Here is a 20607-nt window from a genome sequence, read left to right as displayed (position 1 = left end):
CTTCACTTCGACAGCTCGTCCAGGATGCGCGGTCCGAGGTCCGTGACGTCGCCCGCGCCCATGGTGACAACGAGATCACCGGCCTTCGCCATTCCCGCGACCAGCGCCGGCGACGCGTCCTTGTCGTGGACCGGCGTGACGTCCGCGCCGGCGGCGCGGGCCGCCTCGACGATCAGCTCGCTGGTGATGCCCGGGATCGGGTCCTCGCGGGCCGGGTAGATGTCGAGGACGACCGAGGCGTCCGCGAGGGTCAGCGCCTGGCCCATCTCCTTGCCCAGCTCCTGGGTGCGGGAGAAGAGGTGCGGCTGGAAGAGGACCAGGATGCGGGCGTCGCCGACCGCGGCGCGCATGGCCTCCAGGTCGGCGGTCATCTCGGTGGGGTGGTGCGCGTAGGAGTCGACGACCTGGACGCCGGCCGCCTCGCCCTTGAGCTGGAGGCGCCGCTTGACGCCCGTGTAGGCGGCCAGGGCGGGGGCCAGCTCGGCGGCGGGGATGCCGAGGGCGGCGCCCGCGGCGAGGGCGGCGACGGCGTTGTGGGCGTAGTGGCGGCCGGGGACGGAGACGGCGAAGGTCAGCTCGGCGCCGTCGATGACGACGGTGACCTCGCTCTTGAGGCCCTGCGGGACGACGGAGAGGATGCGCACGTCGGCGTCCTCGGACTCTCCGTACGTCACCGTCCGCACCTGACCGGCCAGCCGTCGGGTCAGCTCCCGGGCGCCCTCGTGGTCGGCGGCGATCACCAGGGCGCCGCCGGGGACGATCTTGCCGGCGAAGGTCTCGAAGGACTCGTAGATCTCGTCCATCGAGGCGTAGTTGGCGTGGTGGTCCAGCTCGACGTTGAGGACGATGGCGACCTCGGGGGCGTACTTGTGGAAGCTGCGGTCGCTTTCGTCCGCCTCGGCGACGAAGATCTCGCCGTCGCCGTGCAGGGCGTTGGAGCCGGGGGCGTCCAGGTCGCCGCCGATCGCGTACGACGGGTTCCGGCCCAGCTCGGACAGGGAGACCGCCAGCATCGAGGTGGTGGTGGTCTTGCCGTGGGTGCCGGCCACCGCGATGGGGCGCAGGCCGTTCATCAGGGCGGCGAGGGCGTCGGAGCGGTGCACGACCGGGATGCCCAGCTCGGCGGCGCGGACCAGCTCCGGATTGTCCGCGCGGATGGCCGAGGACACGACCACGCAGCTCGCGTCGTCGGCGAGGTGCTCCGCCGCGTGCCCGATGTGCACGGTGGCGCCCAGCGCGCGCAGCGCCTCGGCGGTCGCGGACTCCTTGGCGTCGCTGCCCGCCACGGCGGCGCCGCGCTGGGAGAGGATCTTGGCGATGCCCGACATTCCGGCGCCGCCGATGCCGATGAAGTGCGGTCGGTCCATGGCGGTGGGAAGGCCGGGTGCCATGCGCTGTTCTCCCAGAGTGGTCCGTTGGTGATCCGTTGAGGCCGCGCCCCCTCGGCGGGGGCGCGGCACCAGCCTATGCCTTGCGGTGGGAGAAGAGTTTCAGGACCGGTACGCCGACCTTGTGGCGGGCCCGGGAGGCCCAGTCCCGGTGGAAGAACTCTTCCACGTAGTGGGGGTCGGTCAGGACGATCACCTCGTCGGCTCCGATCTCCATGGCCAGGGCCTTCAGCTCGTCCAGCGGGTGGTCCTCGATCAGTCGCCCGTCGGCCTGGGCGCCGGAGGCGCGCAGGGCGGTGAGGGACACCTCCAGGGCCCGCTCCCCGACGCTCTGCGCCTCCCGGCCCTCCGGGGTCTCCCCCTCGCGCACGGCGTCGTCCAGCTCGCCGAGCGCGACGTCGTCGATGGCGCGCAGCAGGCGGTCCGCCTGATCGCCGCGCGGCTGGAGCAGCACGTGGAAGCCGACCTGCTCGTCCCCGTGCAAGGTGGTGACGAACTCCACGTCGGCGGACGTCAGGGCCTTCTCGATCATCAAAACGCTTGTGAACACCAGGCGCCCCTTCTCCTTCGAGGGCCCGTGGGCCCACCCTCCGTAGGCCGTACCAGACCCTGCGGAAACCATCCTGCCCCGTGATCGCACGGGTACTGCCGGAATCAGTGTGCCCGGCGCGGACTAAACGGAACGGGAGATTCCGCCGATTCCCGGATGCGCGGTAACGACCGAACGCGCGTCCGGTGGCCGCCGCCCGCCCAGGCCCGGGAGCTCCTAGTCGCGCCGGTACCGGCCGAAGAGGAAACCTTCCTCCTCCAAGAGGGACACCAGTGCGAATCGCCGCGGCATCTCGACGGCCGGTCCGCCCGCGATCCGCTGTGCGTCCCCCGCGGTCAGCATCGGCGAGACGGTCAGGCACAGCTCGTCGAGCACACCGGCCGTGACGAACTGCCCCAGCAGCCGGGGGCCGCCCTCGGTCAGCAGCCGGGTGTGCCCCAGCTCCTCGAGCGCTCCGAGGGCACGGGCCGGGTCCACACCGACGCCGTCACCGGCGATCACCACCCGGGCCCCGGCCTTCTCGGCGGCGGCGATACGGTCCGGGGCCGCGGCGGCGCCGGTCAGGACCAGGGTGGGTACGGCCGGGGAGGTGAACAGCGGCAGGGAGAAGTCCAGCTCCAGGCTCGCGCTGACCACCGCGATCACCGGCACCGGCGCCTGGCCGGCCGCCCGCCGCGCCGCGGCGAAATCCGTCCGCGCGCGTGCCGGGCGGTACCCCTCCTGCCGTACGGTCTCGGCGCCGGCGATCACCACGTCCGCCAGTGCGCGCAGGGTGCCGAAGACCCGCATGTCGGCCGCGCTGGAGATGGGCTGGGAGCGGCCGTCGTGCTGGGCGGCGCCGTCCAGGGTGGAGACCATGTTGGCCCGCAGCCACGTCCGCCGGTGCCCGTCCGGCTCGGGGTACGCGTAGGCGGCGGCCAGCTCGGCCAGGCTCCACTCCCGGTCGGTCTCGGAGCCGCCGCCCGGGCCGGCGGTCGGATCGGTCACGGGGGACACGGGGAACAGGCGTCGCATGGGGTGCAGTGTTCCACGCACCCGCCACCCCAACCGCGCAGGCCGGAGCCCTGCCCACCCCCACATGCACACCGCACCCACGGCGCCGAACCCGCGCCGGCCACCGCGCCGCCCGGCGTCCCCCGGGACCCACCACCGCAGCGTCCCGCCGCACGGGCACCCGGCACCGTGCCCCGCCTCCCGCGCCCCGCCTCCCGTGCCCCGCCTCCCGCGCCCCGCCTCCCGTGGCCCGCCTCCCGTGGCCCGCCTCCCGATCCCCGCCTCCCGATCCCCGCCCGCGCCGTGCCCCGCCCGCCCCGCCCCCCGGCCGACGACGAGGCCCTCCGCGCAGGCCCTACCATTGAGTACCGTGTCGTCCTCCTCTCCCGCCTCCGTCCCCGCTCCGATAACCGGGACGGCTCCGGCCACGGTCTCCCTGTGCGCCCGCGAGCCCCGTGTCCCTGCGGACCGCCTGGTCGCCGAGATGGTGCCCCCGCCCCGTTTCGACTCGGTCCGCTTCGGCACGTACATCCCGGATCCGAACCAGCCCAGCCAGAGCGAGGCCGTCCGGGTCCTGGAGGACTTCGCGGGCGGGCTGGGCGAGGCGCCCGGCACGGGAGGCGGCAGGCGCGGCTTCTTCGGGCTGGGCCGCGGCAAGGCGCCGAAGACCCCGGCCGGACCCCGCGGCGTCTACCTCGACGGCGGTTACGGCGTCGGCAAGACCCACCTGCTGGCCTCCCTGTGGCACGCCACCCCCGCCGAGCCCTCCCGCAAGGCCTTCGGCACCTTCGTGGAGCTGACCAACCTCGTCGGCGCCCTCGGCTTCCAGCAGACCGTGCAGACCCTGTCCGGGCACCGTCTGCTGTGCATCGACGAGTTCGAGCTGGACGACCCGGGCGACACCGTCCTCGTCTCCAGCCTGCTCGCCCGGCTCGTGGAGGCCGGTGTGGCGCTCGCCGCCACCTCCAACACGCTGCCGGGCAAGCTCGGCGAGGGCCGGTTCGCGGCGGCCGACTTCCTGCGCGAGATCCAGGGCCTGTCCGCCCACTTCCGCGCCCTGCGCATCGACGGCGAGGACTACCGCCACCGCGGTCTGCCCGAGGCCCCGGCGCCGTACTCCGACGAGCAGGTGACCCGGGCGGCGCGGGCCACCGAGGGTGCCTCCCTGGACGACTTCGCCGCCCTCCTCGACCATCTCGCCCGCGTCCACCCCAGCCGCTACGGCGCCCTGACCGACGGTCTGACGGCGGTGTGCCTCACCGGCGTGCACCCGGTACCGGACCAGTCGACGGCGCTGCGGCTCGTGGTGCTCGCGGACCGGCTCTACGACCGCGAGGTGCCCGTCCTGGCCGCCGGGCTGCCCTTCGACCGGCTGTTCGGCGAGGAGATGCTGAAGGGCGGGTACCGCAAGAAGTACTTCCGGGCGATCTCCCGGCTCACCGCACTGGCCCGGGACGCGGCGCGGCTGGTGGACACGCCCTGAGGAACGGTCGGTTCCCGCCAACCCAGCCGCCATTTTGAGGCTCTCTCCGGCACGTAACGCCCCGTTAACCCTGCAAAGTCCTTTGCAGGGTTAACGTGTTTCTTGACCGCGCATTGACCGCGCATTGACCATGCATTGACCGTGCTTTTGCCGGGCATTGACCTGTCCCCGGCATGTGCGAGCGGCAGGAACCGCCTGGGAGGGGGCCCCGTGCACCGACGTACGGCGGCCCGCACCGTGGTCGCGACCCTCGCCCCCGTCCTGTTCGCGCTCCAGTTCTTCGCTCCCACCGCGTCCTTCGCATCCGCGCATACAAGCGGTGAAGCCGTGGCCCACGCCCGTCCCGGAACCATCCCCTCCGGCACGGTGCCGCACGACGAGACCGTCACCTGCCGCGAGGGCGGTCACCCGGGCGGGCCGACCACCGAGCCGCGCGTCCGCGACCGCCACCGCACCACCGCCGCACCGCAGTCCGGCACCCCTCGCCACCCGCTGGCGCGGCAGACCACCCCGCAGGCGCCCGACTCCGTCACGTCCGGCCGTGCCACCGAGCACCGGCCGAGATCCACGACGGACCACGCCCCCGCGGCGCTCCAGGTCTTCCGCTGCTGACGGACCGGACCGGACCGGACCACCGGCACATCCCCCACCTCTGTCCCACCCGTCCGACGCGCCCCCACGGCGCGCCAGGAGGAAACCGCATCATGCAACCCCTCATCGACAACGCCCGTACGTTCGGACAGCGCCCTGAGGAGTTCACCGGGCACGCCGAAGGCCAGTCGCCCGACGTCCTGTTCATCACCTGCTCCGACTCCCGGGTGGTGCCCGCCCTGATCACGGGCGCCCGGCCCGGCCAGCTCTTCGAACTGCGCACCGCGGGCAACATCGTCCCGCCCTACGGAACCGAGCACCCCTCCGGCGAGGCGGCCACCGTCGAGTACGCCGTCCAGGTCCTCGGCGTCGGCGACATCGTGGTCTGCGGCCACTCGCACTGCGGCGCCGTCGGCGCGCTGGTGCGCGGCGACGACCTGACCGCCGTGCCCGCCGTACGGGACTGGCCGGCGCACGGCGGCAGGAGAGTTGGAACCGTGCGACCCCGCCAACCCGTTGGTCACCGAGGCCGTACAGCACCGCATCCCTCGCGCAGTCACTACGCCTGCGCTCCTACCGTTCCTAGAGACTGCTCACCGGGCTGCCCGGGGCCGCCGCCGACGCGCTGGGCAGCACCGAGGCGCTGACCTCGCTCGCCCTGGGCGCGGGCACCGTCGCCGTGATGGTGCTGTGGAAGCGGCTGCCGAAGCGGGCGCGGACCGTGCCGGGGGCGCTGGCCGCGGTCGGTCTGGCCACGGCCATCACGGCGGCGTTCGGACTGTCGGTCGCGACCGTCGAGGTGAGCGGCCTGCTGGACGTGATCCAGCCGCCCGGCGCCGACGCCTTCGGCGAGCTGGCGAGCGTGGGCCTGCTCGGCACGATCGTCGCCTTCACACTGATCGCCTCGGCGGAGAGCCTGTTCAGCGCCGCGGCGGTGGACCGGCTGCACGACGGGCCGCGCACCGAGTACGACAAGGAGCTGATGGCGCAGGGCGCGGGCAACACCGTGTGCGGCGTCCTCGGCGCGCTGCCGATGACCGCGGTCATCGTGCGCAGCTCCGCCAACGTGGCCGCGGGGGCCCGCACCAAGGCGTCCCGGGTGCTGCACGGTGTGTGGCTGCTGCTGTTCGCGGCGCTGCTGCCGTCCGTACTGGGCCTGATCCCGCTGCCCGCGCTGGCGGGCATCCTGGTGCACGCGGGCTGGAAGCTGATCCCGTTCCGCAGCATCCTGCCGCTGTGGCGCGACCACCGGGGCGAGGCGCTGATCCTGGTGGTCACGGCCGTCTCGATCGTCGCGGTCAACATGTTCGAGGGGGTGCTGATCGGTCTGGCCCTGTCCGTGGTCAAGACCGCCTGGGAGGCCTCGCACCTCAAGCTGGAGATCGTCGACAAGGGCGCGGGCCCCGTCCAGGCCCATCTGACCGGCAACGCGACCTTCCTGCGGCTGCCGAAGATCCTGGAGGGCCTGGAGGCGCTGCCGCAGGACCGCCCGGTCGAGCTGGACCTGTCCGGGCTGCACCACCTGGACCACGCCTGCCGCACGGCCCTGGAGAACTGGGCCGAACGGCACAGCGCCACCGGCACGGATCCGGTGAAGGTCACGGAACCGGAGAAGGCCGGGGTGTAGCGGGGAGTCCGCCGCCGGGCCCCGGGGCATGGCCCCCGGCCCGGCGGCGGGCCTATCGTGACAGTAAGGGTGAAAACCGTCCTCCGAGCGAGGAGGTCGTCATGGTCCAGGAGCTTCTGACCGCGGCCGCCGCCGTCGGCAGCGCGGGCGTCCTGTACGTCGCCTCGGCGGCACGGGTCGTCAAGCAGTACGAGCGCGGGGTGGTCTTCCGGCTCGGACGGCTCGCGGGGCAGGCGCGCGGTCCCGGGTTCACGATGATCGTGCCGTTCGTGGACCGGCTGCACAAGGTGAACATGCAGATCATCACGCTGCCCGTGCCCGCCCAGGAGGGCATCACCCGCGACAACGTCACGGTGCGGGTGGACGCGGTCGTGTACTTCAAGGTGGTCGACGCGGCCAACGCGCTGGTCCGGGTCGAGGACTTCCGGTTCGCCGTCTCGCAGATGGCCCAGACCTCGCTGCGCTCCATCATCGGCAAGAGCGATCTGGACGATCTGCTGTCCGACCGGGAGAAGCTGAACCAGGGGCTTGAGCTGATGATCGACAGTCCCGCGGTCGGCTGGGGCGTGCAGATCGACCGGGTCGAGATCAAGGACGTGTCCCTGCCGGACACCATGAAGCGCTCGATGGCCCGCCAGGCCGAGGCGGACCGGGAGCGGCGCGCCCGGGTGATCAACGCCGACGCCGAACTGCAGGCGTCGAAGGTGCTCGCGGAGGCGGCCCGGGAGATGTCCGAGACGCCCGCGGCCCTGCAACTGCGGTTGCTCCAGACGGTCGTGGCGGTGGCCGCCGAGAAGAACTCCACCCTGGTGCTGCCCTTCCCCGTGGAGCTGCTGCGGTTCCTGGAGAGGGCGCAGGAGCACCCGGTCGATCACCCGGTCGAGCGGTGACACGAGCTACGCGCGTGGTTCCCGGGACTCCTGGCAGGTGATAGACACAGCGGGGTCACAGTCCTGTCCGCCAGCAGGAAGGTTTCCCCATGTCCACGTCCCACAGCGCGGCGACCCGCCGCCAGGTGCTCGCCCGTACCGGAGCCCTGGGCGCAGGCATCGCCTTCACCGGCGCCCTCTCCGAACTCTTCACCGGCACCGCCGCCGCCCAGTCCCTCGGCCACACCGGCTACGGCCCCCTGGTCCCCGACCCCGACGGGCTGCTGGACCTGCCCAAGGGCTTCCGCTACCGGGTGCTGTCCCGCGAGGGCGACCGGCTGCGCTCCGGGGAGGGCCCGGTGCCCTCCAACCACGACGGCATGTCCGCCTTCCCGGGGCGTTCCTCCGGCAGACACGGCCGCACCACCCACCTCGTCCGCAACCACGAGAACCGCGAGGACGGCCGCGTCCCCGTCCCGACGGTCGAGGGCCTCACCTACGACCCGGAGGGCAAGGGCGGCTGTACGGCGCTGGAGCTGGACTCCCGCAACCACGTCCTGTCCGAGCGGGTCGCGATCGCCGGTACGGCCGTCAACTGCGCGGGCGGTCCCACCCCCTGGCACACCTGGCTGACCTGCGAGGAGACCGAGGACAAGGCCGGGACCAAGGGCTACACCAAGGACCACGGCTTCATCTTCGAGGTCGACCCGGTCGACCCGCACCGCACCGGGGCGGTGCCGCTGACCGCGATGGGCCGCTTCCAGCACGAGGCGATCGCCGTCGACCCGCGGCGCGGGGTCGTCTACGAGACGGAGGACGCCTTCGAGCGGCCGTTCGGCCTCTTCTACCGGTTCCTGCCCGAGAAGCCGCTGGGCGGCCGGGGCTCGCTTCGGGCGGGCGGCAGGCTCCAGGCGATGCGCGTGCCCGGAGTGCCCGACCTGTCCTCGATCCAGGAGACGGGCGCGACCTTCGACCGCATCGAATGGGTGGACGTGCCCGACCCGCTGGCGGCCGGGACGCCCATCCGCTTCCAGGACTTCGGCCGGGGCGGCATCACCCACGCGCAGAAGCTGGAGGGCTGCTACTGGGGCGGGCGGAGCGTGTACTTCGTGTCGTCCTTCGCCCACAGCGACGAGGGCTCGGCGGCCGACCACTACGGCCAGATCTGGCGCTACGACCCCGAGCGGCGGCGCCTCACCCTGGTGATCGTCTTCGGTCCGGACACCGACCTCCAGCTGCCGGGCGAGTCCCCCGACAACATCTGCCTGGCCCCCAGCGGTGGCCTGATGGTCTGCGAGGACGGAAACGGCGCCCAGCACGTCTTCGGCGTGACCCGGCGCGGCGAGGTGTACGCGATGGCCCGCGGCGCCCAGAACATCGGGACGGAGGAGGAGCCGGAGTGGGGTGAGTTCGCCGGTGTCACCTTCTCCCCCGACGGCGACACGATGTACGTCAACTGCTACACGCCGGGCACCACCTTCGCGGTGACGGGGCCCTGGCGCAAGTAGCGGCCCGGGGACGCGGGCGGGGCGCGCCGTCCGGTCACTGAAGCCGCGACCATGGGGTACCCGGGCCGCATGACTCAGAACGTGCAGGTCAGCGACTCGTACTGGCTTCAGACGGCACCGGGCGGCGCGGCCCGCCCCGCGCTCGCGGAGGATCTCGACGTCGACGTCGCCGTGATCGGCGCCGGTGTCGCCGGGCTCAGCTCGGCCTGGGAGCTGACCCGGGCCGGGCGGAGCGTGGCGGTGCTGGAGGCCGGGCGGGTCGCCGCCGGGGTCACCGGGTACACCAGCGCCAAGCTGACCGTCCTGCACACCCTGGTCTACGACAGGCTGCGCCGCACGCGCGGCCCCGAGGGCGCCCGGCTGTACGCCCGCTCGCAGTCCGAGGCGATCGAGCACGCCGCCGGGATCGTCGCCGAGCTGGGCATCGACTGCGACTGGGAGACCCGGGACGCCTACACGTACGTCCGCGACCCGGGCCGCGTGGACGAGCTGCGCGCCGAGGCGGCCGCGGCCGAGGAGGCGGGGCTGCCCGCGTCGTTCGTGACGGAGACCGGGCTGCCGTTCCCGGTGGCGGGCGCCGTGAAGGTGACCGGGCAGGCCCAGCTCCACCCCGTCAAGTACCTGCTGGCCCTCGCCGCGGACCTGGAGGCGCGCGGCGGGCGGATCTTCGAGGGCACCACCGTCCAGGGTCTGGACGAGAGCGAGCCGTGCCGGGTGAGGACGGAGGCGGGGGCGACGGTCACCGCCCGGGACGTCGTGGTGGCCACCCACTATCCGATCTTCGACCGGGCCCTGCTCTTCGCCCGCCTCTCCCCGCGCCGCGAACTGGTCGTCGCCGGGACCGTCGAGGCGGACCGCGACGTCGACGGTATGTACATCACGCCGGAGGAGAACACCCGCTCGGTGCGCACGGCACCGCTGGCCGACGCGGGCCGCCGCCTGCTCGTCGTCACCGGCGAGCACTTCACCCCCGGCACGGGCGACACCCGCGAGCGCTTCGAGACCCTCGCCGCCTGGGCGGACGAGCACTTCCCCGGCGTCGAGCGCACCCATGCCTGGGCCACCCAGGACATCGACCCCACCGACACCGTGCCGATGGTCGGCCCGCTGCACCCGGGCGCGCACCACACGTACGTCGCCACCGGCTTCGGCGGCTGGGGTCTGAGCGGCGGCATGATGTCGGGCCGGCTGCTCACCGCGCAGATCACCGGCGAGGAGTGCGCGTGGAGCGGGCTGTACGACCCGCGCCGACTGCGCACGGCGGTGCGTGAGGCGCCCGCGTTGCTCAAGACGCAGGCCGAGGTGGCCCGGCACTTCGTCGGCGACCGGCTGCGGCCCACTCCGCCGGTGGAGGCGCTGCCGCCGGGCGAGGGCGCGGTGGTCCGGGCGGGCGGCGACCGGGTCGCGGTCTACCGGGACGAGGAGGGCGCCCTGCACGCCGTCTCGCCGCGCTGCACCCACCTGGGCTGCCTGGTCGACTTCAACGCGGCCGAACGCGCCTGGGAGTGCCCCTGCCACGGCTCCCGCTTCGGCACGGACGGCAAGGTGCTGGAGGGCCCGGCGACCAAGCCGCTGGAGCGGCGGGACATCTGACGCCCGGGATCTGAGCCGGGCGGGTGACCGAGGCGGCACGTCACCCCTCATAGTCATACAAACCGAACATCCCACTCCTACGTTCGTACGGTGATCACTCTCGTACGACGTGCCACCGCGCTCTGTGTCCTGGGCGCCGCCCTCGCCGCCTGCGGAACCACCGGGGCCGACCAGACCCCCCGCCCGGCACCCACCGCCCCCGCCCCGTCCCCCTCCTCCTCGTCCGCCCGGACGCCCACCCTCGCCCCCGGCCCCGCGGGTCTGACGCCCGTCTTCGAGCACGGCCCGCGCACGGGCGGCACCAAGGACGGCAAGCAGGTCGCCCTCACCTTCGACGCCGACATGACCGCCGACCAGGGGCCGCGGGCGGCGTCGGGCGAGCGGTTCGACAACCCGGGGCTGATCGCGGCGCTGCGGGAGCTGAAGGTGCCGGCCACGGTGTTCATGACCGGCCGCTGGGCCGAGGAGTACCCGGACGAGGCCCGCTCGATCGGCCGGGACCCGCGGTTCGAGATCGCCAACCACTCCTACAGCCACTACGCCTACACCGACGACTGCTACGGCCTGCCCACCGTCTCCAAGGACCGCATGCGCTCGGACCTGGAGCGGGCGTACACGGCGTTCGAGAAGGCCGGGGTGCCGAACCCGATGCCGTACTTCCGCTTCCCCGGCGGCTGCTACGACAAGGCGGCCCTCGAGGAGCTGTCGGCCACCGGGGTCACCGCCGTGCAGTGGGACGTGGTGAGCGGGGACGCCTTCGCGACGGACGCCGACGCGGTGACCCGGCAGGTGCTCGACGGGGTGCGGCCGGGGTCGGTCGTCGTCATGCACTGCACGCGCAGCGCCGCCCCGGTGACCGAGGAGGTGGTGCGGGCGGTGGTGCCGGAGCTGCGCCGCCAGGGCTACCGCTTCGTGAAGGTCTCGCAGCTGATCGGCGCCGCGAACGGGCGCGCCTGACGTCCTAGGCTGGAGACATGGACAGCGACCACGACCACGAATCGGAGCCGGACGGCGCCGGCTGCGAGCCCGGCGGCTACTGCCTGATCGACACGGCGCCCCGGCCGCCCAGGGCCGACGGCCCGCCGTACGCCGAGTGCGTGCAGTGCCGGGAGCCCACGGAGTACCCCGAGTCGTACAAGGGCATCACGCTCTGCCCGGTCTGCGAGTGGCAGGAGGCCCAGCGCACGGCCTGCTCAGGCTGACGGCCTGCGCGAGCTGAGCACACAGGCCACGGCGACCGCGCCCGCGGCGATGACCGCCGCCCCGGCCAGCGGCAGCAGCGGCAGCGGGACCGCGCCGGACCTCGACCCGGTGACCAGGCCGCTGACCGCAGCCCGCGCCGGGGATCCCGACGCCACCAGCGCCAGCAGGGCCGCCAGCAGCAGGGCGGGGACCGCACGTCCGGGCGAGCGCAGCACCGGCCAGGCGGTGAGCGCGCCGACGGCGGTGCCGAGCAGGGCGCACACCAGCGCGGCGAGCAGTCCGGCACCGGCCGCCGGGAGCAGGGGTACGCGCGTGCCGCGACCGGTACTGACCGGGTCACTGATCAGCGTCACGACGACGGTCGCCACCGCACCCAGGACGACCGCGGCGGCCAGCGCCACGAGCACGGGGGCCAGGTGGGCCCGCGCGGGACCGCGCGCCGCCGACACGCAGCCCCGCGCGGCGGGCGGCTCGGACGTGACGCAGATCCGCACCAGCCAGGCCGCGACCGGCAGCAGCACGGCCGCCGCCCAGCCCAGCGAGTCGAGCACCGGCTGCCCGCCCTGCACGCCGATGCCGAGCGCGGCGGCGTACAGGACGACGGGCGGGAGCCAGCGCTGGGAGCGCAGCAGGAGGGCCGTCTGGTAGCGCAGGAGAGCGGTCATCGGTGGTCCTCCGGGTCGTGCACGGCCACCACGTGCCAGGGCGGCCGGGCCGTCAGGAGTGTGCGCAGCACGACGTCGGAGTGCGAGGCGGGGACGGTGAGCGTGTGGCAGCCGGGGCCGGTCTCCTCGGCCGAGGAGGCCACGCGGTGCACGTCGGCGGGGAGGACGGCACCGGCCGGCCCCCGCGCCCGCACGACGACCCGCGGCCCCGCGGACACCGGGGCGGGTCCGGTACGGCGGTGCAGGGTGCCGTCGCGCACGGCGTACACGGCGTCGGGCGCGTCGGCCAGGCGGCGCGGATCGTGGTCGACGAAGACCACGGCACCGCCGGCCGCGGTCCGTTCGGCGACCGCCCGCTCCAACTCCCCCCGGGCGTCGGCGTCGAGCCCCGTCCACGCCTCGTCGAGGACGAGCAGCTCCGGCTCGGCGAGCAGCGCCTGGGCCACCGCCACCTTCTGGCTGCTGCCCTTGGAGAGCCGGGAGAGCTGCGTGTCGGCGTACCCGGCGGCCCCCAGCCGCTCCAGCCAGTGCCCGGCGGCACGGGCCGCCGCCCGGCGGGACAGCCCGTGGACGGTGCCGAGGTGGGTGAGGTACTGGACGGCGGTGAAGGGCAGGGCGGGCGGGAAGCGTTCGGGGACGTAGGCGGTGCGCGGGCGGCCGGTGACCCGGCCCTCGGTGGGGGCGTCGATCCCGGCGAGCAGGCGCAGCAGGGTCGACTTGCCGGTGCCGTTGGCGCCCTCGACGCGGACGAGGGCGCCGGGCGGCACGCCCAGTTCGACCCCGCGCAGCACCCAGGGGCCGCGCAGGCCGTAGCGGCGGCCCACGCCGTCCAGCCGTAGCTCGCGTCGCATGGGGCCATACTCTCCCAGGCGCGCGGGTTGGCAGACTGTAGGACGTGAGCAACGACCCGACGGCACCCGTCCCCGCCCCCGTTCCCGCCCCCGCCCCTGTTCCCGACAGTCCCTTCCGTCCCGAGCCCGGCGACCGCGACCTCGCGCCGCAGTTCGTGCTGCCGCTCGTGGTGCGCATCGAGCGGGCGGCCCCGCCGTCCCGTACCGACGCGCTGGAGACCGCGGCCCGGGCGGTGCTGGTGATGCTCGGCGACGAGCGGTCGACCGGTGACGGCGCGTGGGCGCGGGCGATGCGGGACTGGCAGGACGCCCGCATCCGCAAGGTCGTGCGCCGGGCCCGCGGCGCCGAGTGGCGGCGGGCCGAGGCGCTGCCCGGCATCACGGTCACCGGCAAGAACGCCGAGGTGCGGGTCTTCCCGCCGGTCCCGTTGGACGGCTGGCCCAAGGACCTGGCCCGCCTCCAGGTCTCCGGCACCGACCTCGACGACCCCGAGCCGCCGGTCGACGCCGACCCCACCGCGCCGGTGCTCTGGCTCAACCCCGACCTGGACATGTCGGCGGGCAAGGCGATGGCCCAGGCGGGCCACGGTGCGCAGCTCGCCTGGTGGGAGCTGTCCGACGGCGAGCGGACGGCGTGGCGCGACGCGGGCTTCCCGCTGTCGGTGCGCACCGCGGATCCGGCCCGCTGGACCGGCCTCACCACCGGCGGCCTGCCGGTGGTGCGGGACGCCGGGTTCACGGAGATCGCGCCGGGTTCGTGCACGGTGGTGGCGGACCATCCGGCGCTGCGGCGGGCGCGCCCGTAGCCGGCGGAGCCGAACCAGCCGGTGCCCGGAGCGGCCCGGGAACCTCAAATGTTGCTCTGAAGACGCTCTCCGCGGGGTTCGGGCCCGGCCACACGGGCGATACCCCGGTCATGACGACGCGGACGGAGGGATCGGCCATGCGACGACTGGGCACCGGCATCGGATGGCGACCGGAGATCGCGGACGCCGTCGAGGAGATGCCCGGCATCGAGTGGGTCGAGGCCGTGTCCGAGAACCTGTGTCCCGGGCATCTGCCCGACTCGCTGCTGCGACTGCGCGAGCGCGGGGTGACCGTCGTGCCGCACGGGGTCTCGCTCGGGCTCGGCGGCGCGGACCGGCCGGACCCGGGGCGGCTGGCGGCGCTGGCCGAGCGGGCCGAGGTGCTCGGGTCGCCGCTGGTCACCGAGCACATCGCGTTCGTGCGCGCGGGCGGGGCGCTGACCGCGTCGCCGCCGCTGGAGGCGGGGCACCTGCTGCCCGTGCCGCGCACGCGTGACGCCCTCGACGTGCTGTGCGAGAACGTGCGCGTCGCGCAGGCCGCGCTGCCCGTACCGCTGGCCGTGGAGAACATCGCCGCGCTCGTCTCGTGGCCGGAGGAGGAGCTGACGGAGGGGCAGTTCCTGTACGAGTTGGCCGACCGGACCGGAGTGCGGCTGCTGATCGACGTGGCGAACCTGCACACCAACCACGTGAACCTGGGTGAGGACCCGGCCGAGGCGCTCGCCGAGCTGCCCCTGGAGGCCATCGCCTACGTCCACGTCGCGGGCGGCTTCGAGCGGGACGGAGTCTGGCACGACAGCCACGCCCACCCCGTCGCGCGGCCGGTGCTGGACATCCTGACCGACCTCGCCGCGCGCGTCGCGCCGCCGGGCGTGCTGCTGGAGCGGGACGAGAACTTCCCCGACGGCGACGAGTTGCGGGGTGAGGTGGAGGCGATCCGCGCCGCCGTGGAGAAGGGCCGGGCGGCGGCCACCGGGACCGGAGCGGCCGCCCGCACCCCGCGCACCGGTACCGATGCGGGCTACGGCGCCGACGACGCCGTACGGCAGCGGCTCGGGCTCGCGCAGGCCGCGCTGCTGTCCGCGCTGGTCGCGGGGACACCGGCGCCCGAGGGGTTCGACCGGGTGCGGCTGGGGGTGCAGGCGCGGGCGCTGGCCGGGAAGCGGGCCGACGTGGTCGCGAAGGTCGCGCCCGAACTGCCGGTGCTCCTGGGCGCGCGGTACCGCCCCGCCTTCCTCGCCTACGCACAGGGGTGTCCGATGACCGGCGGCTACCGGCGGGACGCCCTCGGCTTCGTCGAACACGTACTGCGGACGGCGCCGGGGGAAGGCGATGACCCGGGGGTGCGGCGGGAGTTGCGGGAGTGGTGGCTGGAGCGGTCGGGACCGGTGCCGCGGTCGGCACGACCCGGGGCCCGGCTGGCCCGTGCGACCAGGCGTGTTCTGCTGCGCCGCTGAATCCCGCTCGGCAGCGTACGGACATCATCAGGCGGAACGTCACATACTCACAAAGCTGCGTCCCGGAATGTGAAAAGGGCATGGCGCCGGCGAAAGCCTTTGGCATAGAAGTACGGCATGTTCTGGGTCCTTTTCCTCCTGTCGGCCTGGGCCGTCGCCGGCCTCGCGTGCTTGCGGCTGTGTCTGGCGGCCGTGCGCGCGGCGGCCGTGGAACCGCGCGCCGTCGACCGTGAACACACGCTGACGCTGTACGAGGCGGCGTTCCTGTCCGGTGGTCCGCGGCGGGTGGCGGACCTGACGCTGGTCTCGATGGCGCGTCAGCGGCGGCTGCTGCTCGCGCACACCGGCTGGGCGACCGTGGTGGACCCGTGCGGCCGGGACGACATGGAGCGGTCGGTCATCGGGGCGATAGGCCCCGGGGGACAGTCCCGGATAGCGCCGGTACGGGCCGCCGCGGCCGCCGCCGACTCGGTGCGGGGCCTGGCCGACCGGCTGGTGGGAGCGGGCCTCGCCGTACCCGACGGCGGTGCCCGGGGGATCGCGGCCGGGGTGCGGCGGGTGCGGGTCGCCGCGGTGACGGTGTGCGCGCTCGGCCTGGTCGCCCTGGCGCTGCCGCTGCCCGCCACCGAACCGCGCCTCCTGATCGCCGTCTGGTTCGCGCTGCCGCTCGTCCTGACCCTGGGGTGCCTGGCCATCATGCGGATGGAGATCCACCCGTACTCGCGCTGGGCCTCCCCCGCCGGGCAACGGCTGGTCGGCGCCCTCGTCCGACAGGCCGACGGCACGGCGGACGACCGGACCTTCCTCACCTCGGTCGCCGTGCGCGGCGTGCACGCGATCGGCGAACCGGACCTGCGGGCGGCCTTCGCCCACCGCGAGAAGTACACCGGCGACCACTGGGAGCGCCGGGCCTGACGCTCCGGGGGGCGTACGGGGGCACTCGGCGCCGACACCCGCGGGCGGTGCTTGCCCCGCCCGGCCGCCGCACCAAACATCCCTTGTGTCACACCGTGCACCGAAGGGATACGCGATGCGAGCTGCCGCCCTCTACTCGGCCGCCGGGTCCTTGCTGCTGACCACCCTCGCCGCCGCCCCCGCCCAGGCGGCGCCCCCGGCCGGTCCCGGGTCCGCCGAGGCGCTCGGCACCGCCGTGGCGGCCCGGCGCGCGGCGGCGGCCGGGGTGGACTTCGGCAGGTGCCCGAAGGCGGAGGAGCTGCCGGACGGCATCCGCTGCGGCACCGTGACCGTGCCGCTGGACTACGCCCATCCCGACGGGAAGCGGATCGAGCTGACCGTCAGCCGGGTGCGGGCCACGCACAAGGACCCGGACGGCGGCGGACGCGAGGTCCCCGGCCAGGGCGCCCTCCTGTACAACCCGGGCGGCCCCGGGGCCTCGGGGCTGTACTTCCCGCTGGTGGGCATGGTGCCCGAGTGGAAGCGCATCGCCGCCGCCTACGACCTCGTCGGATACGCCCCGCGCGGGGTCGCGCCCTCCGCGCCGCTGTCCTGCCAGGACCCCGGGGACTTCTTCAAGGGGCCCCGGCCCGCGCCGACGCGGCCCTCGGACGCGTACAAGAGGCAGCGCGCCGGCGAGGCCGAGGCGTACGCGCGCGACTGCGCGGAGCGGGGCGGGGACGCGCTGCGGCACTACCACTCGCTCAACAACGCCCGGGACCTGGAGGTCGTCCGCGCCGCGCTGGGCGAGCGGCGGCTCACGTTCATGGGCGCGTCGTACGGCAGCTACCTCGGCGCGCTGTACGCCGAGCTGTTCCCCTCGCACGTGCGGCGGATGGTGTTCGACGCGGCGGTGAACCCGGACCCCGAGCAGGTCTGGTACCGCAACAACCTGGACCAGTCGGAGGCGTTCGAGGACCGCTGGGACGACTTCAAGGAGTGGGTCGCCGAGCACGACGCCGTGTACGGACTCGGGGACACGGCGAGGCAGGTGCAGGACTCCTACGAGGAGGCGAGCGCACGGCTGGCGGCGGAGCCGGCGGGCGGGACGGTCGGGCCCGCGCAGTTGCAGGGGGCGTTCCTGCGGGCCGGGTACTACGACGACTACTGGCCGCACCGCGCCGAGGCGCTGTCGGCGTACCTGAAGGGCGATCCGCAGCCGCTGGTCGACCAGGCGGGCACGCGGACCGCGGAGGGCGCGGTCCGGTCGGAGAACTCCAACGCCGTGTACACGGCCGTCGAGTGCAACGACGCGCCCTGGCCGACCGACTTCGAGGTCTGGGACCGGGACAACACCCGGCTGGCCCGCCGGGCGCCGTTCGAGACCTGGGACAACGTGTGGACCAACCTGCCGTGCGCCTACTGGCAGGTGCCCCGGCAGCAGCCGCTCGACGTGCGCACCGCGCCGGGCGAGCTGCCGCCGACACTGGTCCTGGCCGCCGAACGGGACGCGGCGACGCCGTACGAGGGTGCGCTGGAGCTGCGGCGGCGGCTGGCGGGTTCGGTGCTGGTGACCGAGCGGGACGCCGGGACGCACGGCATCGCGGGCGGGCCGAACGACTGCGTCAACGGCCACCTGGAGGCGTACCTGCTGGACGGCCGCCTCCCGGCGCGGGACACGTCGTGCGCCCCGCGCCCGGAGCCGAAGCCAAGGGCCTGATCAGGCGAGCCCGGCGACCAGCTCGCCGATGTCCTTGCGGCGCCCCGTGCTGCATCTCCCGGGGGACAACCCCCGGACCCCCGGCCCACCCGACAACCACGCCCGTCGATCAGGCCAGCCCGGCGACCAGCTCGCCGATGTCCTTGCGGCGCCCCGTGTAGAACGGGATCTCCTCGCGGACGTGGCGGCGGGCCTCGGAGCCGCGCAGGTGGCGCATGAGGTCGACGATGCGGTGCAGTTCGTCGGCCTCGAAGGCGAGGATCCACTCGTAGTCGCCCAGCGAGAAGGAGGCGACCGTGTTGGCGCGCACGTCCGGGTAGCCGCGAGCCATCTTGCCGTGGTCGGCGAGCATGCGGCGGCGGTCCTCGTCGGGCAGCAGGTACCAGTCGTAGGAGCGCACGAACGGGTAGACGCTGATGTAGTTCCGCGGCGTCTCGTCGGCCAGGAAGGCCGGGATGTGCGAGCGGTTGAACTCGGCGGGGCGGTGCAGCGCCATGTTCGACCAGACCGGTTCCAGCGCACGGCCGAGCTTCGTGCGGCGGAAGAGGTTGTACGCCTCCTGGAGCTGGTCGGCGGTCTCGGCGTGCCACCAGATCATCAGGTCGGCGTCGGCGCGCAGCCCGGACAGGTCGTAGGTGCCGCGGATCGTCACGTCCTTCGCGGCGAGCTGGTCGAACAGCTCCTGGACCTCGTCGGCGTACCCGGCGCGGTCCTCGGGGAGGGTGTCCTTGAGCTTGAAGACGGACCAGAGGGTGTAGCGGATGACCTCGTTGAGGTCCTTGGCCAGCTTGCCCTTGTTGGGGATGCGCTCGGCCGCGGGGGTGGAGGCGTCGTCACTCATGGCCCTATTCTCCCGCTCCGCCGTGCAGGCTCTGCACCGGGTGGGCCGTGAGCTCCTCCACACCGGCGAGGTCGCCCCGGATCTGGTCGACGGCCGCGTACGCGCTCGCGATGCTCGCCGGGATGCCGACGCCGTCGTAGGCGGCGCCGCACACCGCGAGGCCGGGGAGTTTCGCGACGTGCTCGCGGACGCGGGCCACGCGCGCGTGGTGGCCGACGGGGTACTGCGGCAGGCCGTCCTGCCAGCGGGTGACGCGGGTGGCGACGGGCGCGGCGGTCAGGCCGGTGGCCTCGGCGAGGTCGTGCCGGGAGACGGCGACGAGGCCCGCGTCGTCGCGGCCGAGGATCTCCGTGTCGCCGTACCGGCCCACCGAGGTACGCAGGACGACCAGGTCCGGGTCCTCCTCGGCGATCCAGCCCCATTTGCGGGAGGCGAAGGTGGACGCCTTGATGGTGTGCCCGTCGACCGGCGGTACGAGGAAGCCGCTTCCCTCGGGGAGCGCGGCGGCCTCGGAGCGGCGATAGGCGAGGGTGATCAGGGCCATCGAGGCGTACTCCACCGCGGACAGCTCGGCCGCGGCGGCGGGCGCCTCGGCGCGCAGCAGCTCGGCGGCGGGCCCGGCCGGGGCGGCGACGACGACCGCGTCGGCGTGCAGCACCCGGTCGCCCGCGACGATGCGCCAGCCGTCGGAGGCGGTGCGGCGCAGCTCGGTGACGGGCGATTGCGTGACGATCTCGCCGCCGCGCGCGCGGACCGACTCGGCGACCGCGAGCGGGAGGGTGCCGATGCCGCCCTCGATGCCCATGAAGACCGGGCCGCTCGGCGGTGAGGTGGCCGTGCGGCCCTGGAGGGCGCGGACGGCCTCGGTGAGCGAGGGGTGGGTGCGGGCGGCCTCGAAGAGCTGCGGTACGGCCGAGCGCAGGGAGATGCGGTAGGCGTCGCCCGCGTAGACGCCGCCCAGGAGCGGCTCGACGAGGCGGTCGACGACCTCGCGGCCCAGGCGCGCGGCGACGTACTCCCCCACGGCCACGTCGTCGCCGACCTCGGTGCGGGGCAGTTCGGCGTCGCGCCCGATGCGGGCGAGGCCCTCCTCGGAGAGCACGCCGGACAGGGCGGCGGCGGTGCCGGGGACGCCCATGACGTGGCCCTTGGGCATGGGGCGCAGGGCACCGCGGGTCCACAGGGAGGCCGTCGCGGTGGACGGCGGCTGGAGGCGGTCGGCGAGTCCGGCGGCGCGGGCCAGGCCGACGGCCTCGGGGCGGCGGGCCAGCATCGACTCGGCGCCGAGGTCGACGCGTACGCCGGCGATCTCGCCGGGCAGCAGCTTGCCGCCGACGCGGCCGGACGCCTCCAGGACGGTCACCCGGGCGCCGCCCTCCAGGAGGCGGTGGGCGGCGGCCAGACCGGCGATACCGGCTCCGACGACGACTACGTGTCCGGGTCCCTGCTCCGGGGGGAACCCACCCGCGGGGGTCTCGCTTGCGCTCATGCCCCCAGCGTCTCAGACCCCGCCGGCACAGCCCCGGGGGCCGAACGGCCCCGCCGGGCGGCCCACAGGTCCCGCGAGT

At 74.3% G+C, this 20607-nt stretch carries 18 protein-coding genes and 2 pseudogenes; 13 read left to right on the top strand and 7 right to left on the bottom strand.

Translation table 11 applies throughout. The features are described 5' to 3' along the window. Positions 1–2: 2 nt before the first annotated feature. The 3 genes from murC to C4J65_RS27535 all read right to left on the bottom strand — a co-directional run bounded on the left by murC (position 3) and on the right by C4J65_RS27535 (position 2952). Complete coding sequence (gene murC, locus C4J65_RS27545; protein WP_115744806.1) at positions 3–1391, bottom strand: UDP-N-acetylmuramate--L-alanine ligase; 1389 nt, start codon at positions 1389–1391, stop codon at positions 3–5. Between the two features lie 73 nt (positions 1392–1464). Beyond that, a complete protein-coding gene (locus tag C4J65_RS27540) occupies positions 1465–1938 on the bottom strand; it encodes an indole-3-glycerol phosphate synthase (RefSeq protein WP_205351070.1) in 474 nt (157 codons plus the stop codon). Between the two features lie 216 nt (positions 1939–2154). Then, positions 2155–2952: a pyrimidine reductase family protein gene (locus C4J65_RS27535; RefSeq protein WP_115744804.1), complete on the bottom strand. Its 798-nt coding sequence runs from the start codon at positions 2950–2952 to the stop codon at positions 2155–2157. Positions 2953–3301: 349 nt separating this feature from the next. Here C4J65_RS27535 and zapE point away from each other — a divergent pair, with 349 nt between their 5' ends. The 9 genes and pseudogenes from zapE (at position 3302) to C4J65_RS27490 (ending at position 11804) form a co-directional block, all read left to right on the top strand. Then, positions 3302–4414: a cell division protein ZapE gene (gene zapE / locus C4J65_RS27530; protein WP_162833386.1), complete on the top strand. Its 1113-nt coding sequence runs from the start codon at positions 3302–3304 to the stop codon at positions 4412–4414. A 210-nt stretch (positions 4415–4624) separates the two neighbouring features. Then, a complete protein-coding gene (locus tag C4J65_RS27525; protein ID WP_115744802.1) occupies positions 4625–5026 on the top strand; it encodes a hypothetical protein in 402 nt (133 codons plus the stop codon). A gap of 92 nt (positions 5027–5118) precedes the next feature. Then, positions 5119–5551 (top strand): annotated as a pseudogene (locus C4J65_RS27520) (carbonic anhydrase); the annotation flags it as partial. Beyond that, positions 5526–6632 (top strand): annotated as a pseudogene (locus tag C4J65_RS27515) (SulP family inorganic anion transporter); the annotation flags it as partial. The pseudogenes C4J65_RS27520 and C4J65_RS27515, both read left to right, overlap by 26 nt. Before the next feature lie 101 nt (positions 6633–6733). Continuing rightward, positions 6734–7522, top strand: coding sequence for a slipin family protein (locus C4J65_RS27510; protein ID WP_115744801.1), 789 nt, complete (start codon positions 6734–6736; stop codon positions 7520–7522). Between the two features lie 89 nt (positions 7523–7611). Then, positions 7612–9009, top strand: a complete 1398-nt coding sequence (locus C4J65_RS27505; RefSeq protein ID WP_115744800.1) for a PhoX family protein — start codon at positions 7612–7614, stop codon at positions 9007–9009. A gap of 69 nt (positions 9010–9078) precedes the next feature. Next, positions 9079–10602 carry an FAD-dependent oxidoreductase gene (locus C4J65_RS27500; protein WP_162833385.1) on the top strand — a complete coding sequence of 508 codons (1524 nt, stop codon included), beginning with the start codon at positions 9079–9081 and terminating at the stop codon, positions 10600–10602. A gap of 90 nt (positions 10603–10692) precedes the next feature. Further along, entirely contained in the window at positions 10693–11559 is an 867-nt protein-coding gene (locus C4J65_RS27495) for a polysaccharide deacetylase family protein (protein WP_115744798.1), read from the top strand. Positions 11560–11576: 17 nt separating this feature from the next. Further along, complete coding sequence (locus C4J65_RS27490; protein ID WP_115744797.1) at positions 11577–11804, top strand: hypothetical protein; 228 nt, start codon at positions 11577–11579, stop codon at positions 11802–11804. Here the strand turns inward: C4J65_RS27490 and C4J65_RS27485 are convergent. Further along, the gene (locus C4J65_RS27485) at positions 11796–12470 is read right to left on the bottom strand and encodes an ABC transporter (protein ID WP_115744796.1); all 675 of its coding nucleotides are present in this window, start codon (positions 12468–12470) and stop codon (positions 11796–11798) included. The two genes, C4J65_RS27490 and C4J65_RS27485, sit on opposite strands and share 9 nt — an antisense overlap. Next, on the bottom strand, positions 12467–13321 hold the full coding sequence (locus C4J65_RS27480) for an ATP-binding cassette domain-containing protein (protein WP_115744795.1): 855 nt from the start codon (positions 13319–13321) through the stop codon (positions 12467–12469). Before C4J65_RS27480 ends, C4J65_RS27485 begins: the two co-directional genes overlap by 4 nt. Positions 13322–13365: 44 nt before the next feature. On the opposite strand from C4J65_RS27480, the gene C4J65_RS27475 reads away from it, so the two are divergent. From C4J65_RS27475 to C4J65_RS27460, 4 genes are all read left to right on the top strand, one after another. Further along, positions 13366–14127, top strand: a complete 762-nt coding sequence (locus tag C4J65_RS27475; RefSeq protein WP_115744794.1) for a peptidyl-tRNA hydrolase — start codon at positions 13366–13368, stop codon at positions 14125–14127. Positions 14128–14264: 137 nt separating this feature from the next. Further along, the gene (locus C4J65_RS27470) at positions 14265–15584 is read left to right on the top strand and encodes a DUF692 domain-containing protein (RefSeq protein WP_115744793.1); all 1320 of its coding nucleotides are present in this window, start codon (positions 14265–14267) and stop codon (positions 15582–15584) included. 117 nt (positions 15585–15701) lie between these two features. Then, complete coding sequence (locus C4J65_RS27465; RefSeq protein WP_115744792.1) at positions 15702–16499, top strand: TIGR04222 domain-containing membrane protein; 798 nt, start codon at positions 15702–15704, stop codon at positions 16497–16499. Positions 16500–16614: 115 nt separating this feature from the next. Next, entirely contained in the window at positions 16615–18198 is a 1584-nt protein-coding gene (locus C4J65_RS27460) for an alpha/beta hydrolase (RefSeq protein ID WP_162833384.1), read from the top strand. Between the two features lie 109 nt (positions 18199–18307). Here the strand turns inward: C4J65_RS27460 and hemQ are convergent, their stop codons facing one another. Together hemQ and hemG are read right to left on the bottom strand one after the other, a co-directional pair. Then, the gene (gene hemQ / locus C4J65_RS27455; protein WP_003972879.1) at positions 18308–19039 is read right to left on the bottom strand and encodes a hydrogen peroxide-dependent heme synthase; all 732 of its coding nucleotides are present in this window, start codon (positions 19037–19039) and stop codon (positions 18308–18310) included. Between the two features lie 4 nt (positions 19040–19043). Then, entirely contained in the window at positions 19044–20528 is a 1485-nt protein-coding gene (hemG, locus tag C4J65_RS27450; RefSeq protein ID WP_115744790.1) for a protoporphyrinogen oxidase, read from the bottom strand. Positions 20529–20607: the final 79 nt, after the last annotated feature.

The organism is Streptomyces sp. CB09001 (genome assembly GCF_003369795.1).
Taxonomy (GTDB): Bacteria; Actinomycetota; Actinomycetes; order Streptomycetales; family Streptomycetaceae; genus Streptomyces.
This window is presented reverse-complemented; position numbering and strand designations above follow the sequence as displayed.

What these genes read in the sequence shown, in the direction of transcription:
- murC (WP_115744806.1), bottom strand. Translation starts at nt 1,391, where the DNA reads ATGGCACCCGGCCTTCCCACCGCCATGGACCGACCGCACTTCATCGGC.
- C4J65_RS27535 (WP_115744804.1), bottom strand. Translation starts at nt 2,952, where the DNA reads ATGCGACGCCTGTTCCCCGTGTCCCCCGTGACCGATCCGACCGCCGGC.
- C4J65_RS27510 (WP_115744801.1), top strand. Translation starts at nt 6,734, where the DNA reads ATGGTCCAGGAGCTTCTGACCGCGGCCGCCGCCGTCGGCAGCGCGGGC.
- C4J65_RS27505 (WP_115744800.1), top strand. Translation starts at nt 7,612, where the DNA reads ATGTCCACGTCCCACAGCGCGGCGACCCGCCGCCAGGTGCTCGCCCGT.
- C4J65_RS27500 (WP_162833385.1), top strand. Translation starts at nt 9,079, where the DNA reads ATGACTCAGAACGTGCAGGTCAGCGACTCGTACTGGCTTCAGACGGCA.
- C4J65_RS27490 (WP_115744797.1), top strand. Translation starts at nt 11,577, where the DNA reads ATGGACAGCGACCACGACCACGAATCGGAGCCGGACGGCGCCGGCTGC.
- C4J65_RS27485 (WP_115744796.1), bottom strand. Translation starts at nt 12,470, where the DNA reads ATGACCGCTCTCCTGCGCTACCAGACGGCCCTCCTGCTGCGCTCCCAG.
- C4J65_RS27480 (WP_115744795.1), bottom strand. Translation starts at nt 13,321, where the DNA reads ATGCGACGCGAGCTACGGCTGGACGGCGTGGGCCGCCGCTACGGCCTG.
- C4J65_RS27470 (WP_115744793.1), top strand. Translation starts at nt 14,265, where the DNA reads ATGCGACGACTGGGCACCGGCATCGGATGGCGACCGGAGATCGCGGAC.
- C4J65_RS27465 (WP_115744792.1), top strand. Translation starts at nt 15,702, where the DNA reads ATGTTCTGGGTCCTTTTCCTCCTGTCGGCCTGGGCCGTCGCCGGCCTC.
- C4J65_RS27460 (WP_162833384.1), top strand. Translation starts at nt 16,615, where the DNA reads ATGCGAGCTGCCGCCCTCTACTCGGCCGCCGGGTCCTTGCTGCTGACC.
- hemQ (WP_003972879.1), bottom strand. Translation starts at nt 19,039, where the DNA reads ATGAGTGACGACGCCTCCACCCCCGCGGCCGAGCGCATCCCCAACAAG.
- hemG (WP_115744790.1), bottom strand. Translation starts at nt 20,528, where the DNA reads ATGAGCGCAAGCGAGACCCCCGCGGGTGGGTTCCCCCCGGAGCAGGGA.